Genomic DNA, 4,284 nt, shown 5'->3' with positions numbered 1-4,284 from the left:
ACCCAGTCAATGTAAGATATACACATATTTAAGAAATAATGTTAGAAACTTTGTCGAAAAATATTTTTTTGACACCCCTGAAACGACTACAACCGTTGATATATCAACATTTATAGAGGGAGGAAGTCACTTTGTATATTCTACAAGAAAGCCTATTTTCCTTTGAAGAACTGCAAAAATTAGAGTCAAAAGAGAAATTACCTATCTTTTTTAGCTCGCTTGATTTACGCCCTTATGCTAAACAGTTGAGAAGTTCTTCACCCCGAGGGGCTGACGGTCATTCCAGAGAAGGGATTCTAAGGGCTCTCATCGCTGCCCCACTCGAAGGCATCGACACCTTTACCGCCCTTCATCATCGATTGGATAAAGACCTTCGTTTCCGTTATCAATGCGGTTTATCGATTGATCGCCCCGCACCGTCTATCTCCACTCTCAGCCGGGTTTTTGCGGCACTTACCAAAAAAAAGCTGGCTGAAAAGATCTTCCTTGACTTGGTACAGTTAGCTCAGGAGGAAGGAATAATTGACGGCAGCCACCAGGCCATCGACAGTGCCGCCATTGATGCCTATGAAAAGAAACAGCCCAAAAAGCGTAGTGAACAAACGGGTAATGCCAATTGGGGCGCAAAATATGATTCCTTCGGCAATAAAATTACCTGGTTTGGCTATAAGATGCATCTTTCAGTCGATACCGCAAGCGAACTGCCAATGGCCATAAAAGTAACCCCTGCCCATGTGAACGATGGAGAAGTCGCACCAGAATTAATAGAGCAAGTGGCAGAGCGTACCAAATCCAAAATTGAATTTCTGATCATGGATGGCGGATATGACCAACTAAAAAACTATGAATCAGCCAAAAACATTGGAGCGCAAGCCATTATCCCGCTCAATTTGCGCAACGAAAAAGAGCCTCCTGAAGGGATTTCTTCCAATGGAACTCCGCGTTGTTCCATGGGTTATGAAATGACTTATTGGGGAGCTGATAAGGACCAGCTCAAGTTCAGATGTCCTCACGCAACCGGCAAAGTGGATTGCCCATTAGGAATGGCATCCTGTTCATCTTCCAACTATGGAATGGTGGTAAAAGTCGACATCAAAAAGGATGTGCGCCGATATTCCAATCCGCACCGTGATACAAAACGTTGGAAAGAGCTTTACAACGAGAGGACAAGTGTAGAACGCTGTAATTCAAGAATGAAAAGCTACCTTACGGCGAACTCCCTACATGTATGGGGAATTGAAAAAGTAAAGACCCATATTTACCTGAACGCTATTGTATTACTTGTTTCAGCGCTAGCGATGGCAAAGGAAAATAAAGGGAAGAAAGCCGCTTAAAAAAATTCAATGTGAAAAATTCTGTAGGTATGCCCGAAAACAAGATTATTGTAATATTTTGTAAAATAACATGCTGGTAGCTATTTGTCGAGTGCTTTATTTTTTATACTTTTATCCAAAAAATCTAATTTTGCAAAATGCTCAAGTAATAATCAATGACACTTTGTTGTAAAAACGGACTTTTTTGCCCGGCTGTATAGTCAGCCATCCCTACAAAAGTGTAATAGTATGCTCGTCTATTAAATGGATCGACAACCTCCATTCCTTCTTTAAGAATCGATGGATCATTATTGATCACATCTTGCAATGTTTTTCGATATTCAAAACGGTGCTGATAATCAAAACCAACGAAAATATCTCCATTTTCTTCGACTGAAAAGGAAATATAGATCGCCGGATGAACGCTAATTTCGCCGACATGCATAGACTGTCCATTGGCTAAACGGAATAAGTCGTTATCCATCTTATAGCTGCTCTTACAACGATTCTCTAATTCTTTCTTTAATAATCTTTCCAAAATTGTTCTTTCCATAGGCAAAGAACATTGAATGGGCCGATATTCGTGCTGAATATAACGATGATCTCTCCAATGACAAATCTCTTCAAACGACGCTATATACTGTCCATGCGCCGTCACCGTTATGTACGAATTTAGCTTTCTCAGTTCATAAGCAATCGAGTGGGCATAAGAATATTTTTCGTGCGGATTAGATAAAGGAATCGTATAAAGATGAATGGCAATATCAGACGCTTTTTCATTCGCCTTACATTCAGAAAAATAATAGTGGTTCACAATTTCACCGCCTTTCCAAATTGATCCATCGTCTATTATATCATCATCCTTCGGAATTATAGTAAGAATAGAACAATTCGAAATAAAAATCTGAATTAAGCATCATGTATGAATCCAAAAGGAACCCGACAAATCGTGTTGTATGCGATTATATAGCTATAATGACTGATTATTATGCTAAGCAACTTTATATAAACCGTATTTTACCTAGTTTCACTCTTACTGTCTTATATATCCCAATAACAATCTTCGCTGATTGATAAATCCGTTAAATGATTAGTCCATTTAACACCCGTTACTGTAGATGAGCAATTTTCATAACAATAATTACCATGTAAAAAGAGACAAATAGGGTACCCCTTATGCCACATGGAGCTGTTTTTTGACAACATCAATGGGAATATTTTGTTTTGCTGCACAATAAATGAACTCCACGAGGTGATGTCCTTTTCGCTTGCGCAGGAGATCGAGCCCATCCGAAACATCGCGGTTCGACTCGAATAGGCTGTACACATAAGAGAGTTGCACCAAAATCCAATACCGTTTCATCGCTCGAACCTGACGAACACGGCACCCATCGAGTTTCAGCTGGTCTTTCGCTTGATGAAAAAAGCATTCGATCGACCAACGCTGGGCATAGCAGCGCAAGATCTCTTCATCGCTTAGCTCCCGGTCGGTGCTCAAGATGCAGTGAAGATGTTCGGGTGTCATCGGTTGATCGGCTTTCCAAGCGAGCAGCACCACCGCATGGTCGAGGCCGTTGAGCGCTCCTTCGCAACGATAGACGCGATAGCGCTCTTCTCCCACCGTGACGAGGTGAGTGTCGTCTGGTTCGATAGAGCGGGCCAACTGCTTCGCTTGGACGGCGATGCCGTTCGGATCAAGAATCCGGTTCGTCTTGAGCATCGCGATGACGTGAAATCCTTTTTTCAGACAGGCTTCCACGAGTGCTTTCGATGGATGCCATGAATCCATCAGCACATAAACGGGACGGCGTACATCCAACGAAGAAAGCATCTCAATCGCGAGTTCCCCTTTGCTTTTCCCCGCCGTCTTGTCGTAGAGACGAAAGGCAAAGGGAAACGCCTGGGTCATCGTATGAACCATGAGCCAAACAAGAGAATGTCCCCAAATCGATTTTTTCTCTGAGTGAGAATAATGCCAATCACATCCCTGAATAGCGTGTGTTGCCCGTGACGAAGGCTTGGTTTTTTGGCAAATCGTATCATCGATCGAAACAAACAAGGGGTGATTCTCCTGTTTGGCGATGCGTTCGACACGACGAAGGATCCACTGCTGGAGTTTGCGAAGCAGCGTTTCTTCCTCCCAAGGACTTTTCGTGAAAAAATGGCTCAGTGTCGTGCGATGGTTCGGATGAAAGCTCCCATGATGAAGATCGGTCAACGTTCCCGAAAAGCCTTTTGTGATCATCGCATCGACGATATGAACGAGATGCTTCATCACAGGTTTTGAAAAATAAAGCGCCAACCCCAGCGTCGTGAAAAACTTGTGAATTCCTTGATGATGTGCGAATCTATTCATGAGACATGAACCTCCTTGTGTGAATGGTTGGTTGGCACATCTATTCTAACCAAGGAATCGGGTTCATGTCTCCTTTTTTGTTTGGATGTAAATTTATGTTAGCGAATTTGCTCATCTACAGACCCGTTATTATACTGTCAGTAAAATCAAAAGCGTTCTCGATTTCTTCAATGTTACTTGCAATAATCAACGAAACCGCCTTCTTCCAGAAATAAAAACTTTGTGCATTTGAGAAATATTCTTTTTCCTCTGAAGACAGATTTGGTGATTGATAAAGGAAGATCATGATAGCAGCACATCTTAGAAGAAAATGGTCATGAACCATGTTAATGTAGTCAATTTTTTGCTGCCATTTTAACACGTTGTAAAGATGACTGCTAGCAATAAACAAAGCAATTCGTAAATACGAAAAGGTCCCTCTCCTAACTCACATTTCGCACCCTCTCGACCAAAATCGGGAGGATTTTTTCATCCCGATGTCGAATAGGTCCTTGACACACAAGGAATGCAAAGGAGTTTTTCCATCATGGACGTTCGAATTCGGGCGATTTATGAAAGTTCCTATTTGAATATAATAAGTACCATTTTCAAAGATCTTGGCCTCCCTCAGCTGAT

Annotated in this window: 4 protein-coding genes; 2 read left to right on the top strand and 2 right to left on the bottom strand. The window is 41.9% G+C overall.

Features of this window, described 5'->3' with window-relative positions; all coding sequences use genetic code 11:
* The first annotated feature begins 131 nt into the window (after positions 1-131).
* On the top strand, positions 132-1,334 hold the full coding sequence (locus ACTVDO_RS17235; RefSeq protein WP_442901947.1) for a transposase: 1,203 nt from the start codon (positions 132-134) through the stop codon (positions 1,332-1,334).
* 124 nt (positions 1,335-1,458) lie between these two features.
* Here ACTVDO_RS17235 and ACTVDO_RS17230 read toward each other — a convergent pair whose 3' ends face one another.
* Positions 1,459-2,127: a hypothetical protein gene (locus ACTVDO_RS17230; RefSeq protein ID WP_442901946.1), complete on the bottom strand. Its 669-nt coding sequence runs from the start codon at positions 2,125-2,127 to the stop codon at positions 1,459-1,461.
* 104 nt (positions 2,128-2,231) lie between these two features.
* On the opposite strand from ACTVDO_RS17230, the gene ACTVDO_RS17225 reads away from it, so the two are divergent.
* The gene (locus ACTVDO_RS17225; RefSeq protein ID WP_081713468.1) at positions 2,232-2,387 is read left to right on the top strand and encodes a hypothetical protein; all 156 of its coding nucleotides are present in this window, start codon (positions 2,232-2,234) and stop codon (positions 2,385-2,387) included.
* Positions 2,388-2,487: 100 nt separating this feature from the next.
* On the opposite strand, the gene ACTVDO_RS17220 is transcribed toward ACTVDO_RS17225, so the two are convergent.
* Positions 2,488-3,669, bottom strand: coding sequence for an IS701 family transposase (locus tag ACTVDO_RS17220; protein WP_020959848.1), 1,182 nt, complete (start codon positions 3,667-3,669; stop codon positions 2,488-2,490).
* Positions 3,670-4,284 lie beyond the last annotated feature (615 nt).

Origin of the sequence: Geobacillus sp. BK01 (genome assembly GCF_052220245.1) — a bacterium.
Lineage (GTDB): Bacteria > Bacillota > Bacilli > Bacillales > Anoxybacillaceae > Geobacillus.
The sequence above is the reverse complement of the archived record's forward strand: the minus strand, read 5'-3'. Positions and strand labels throughout refer to the sequence as shown.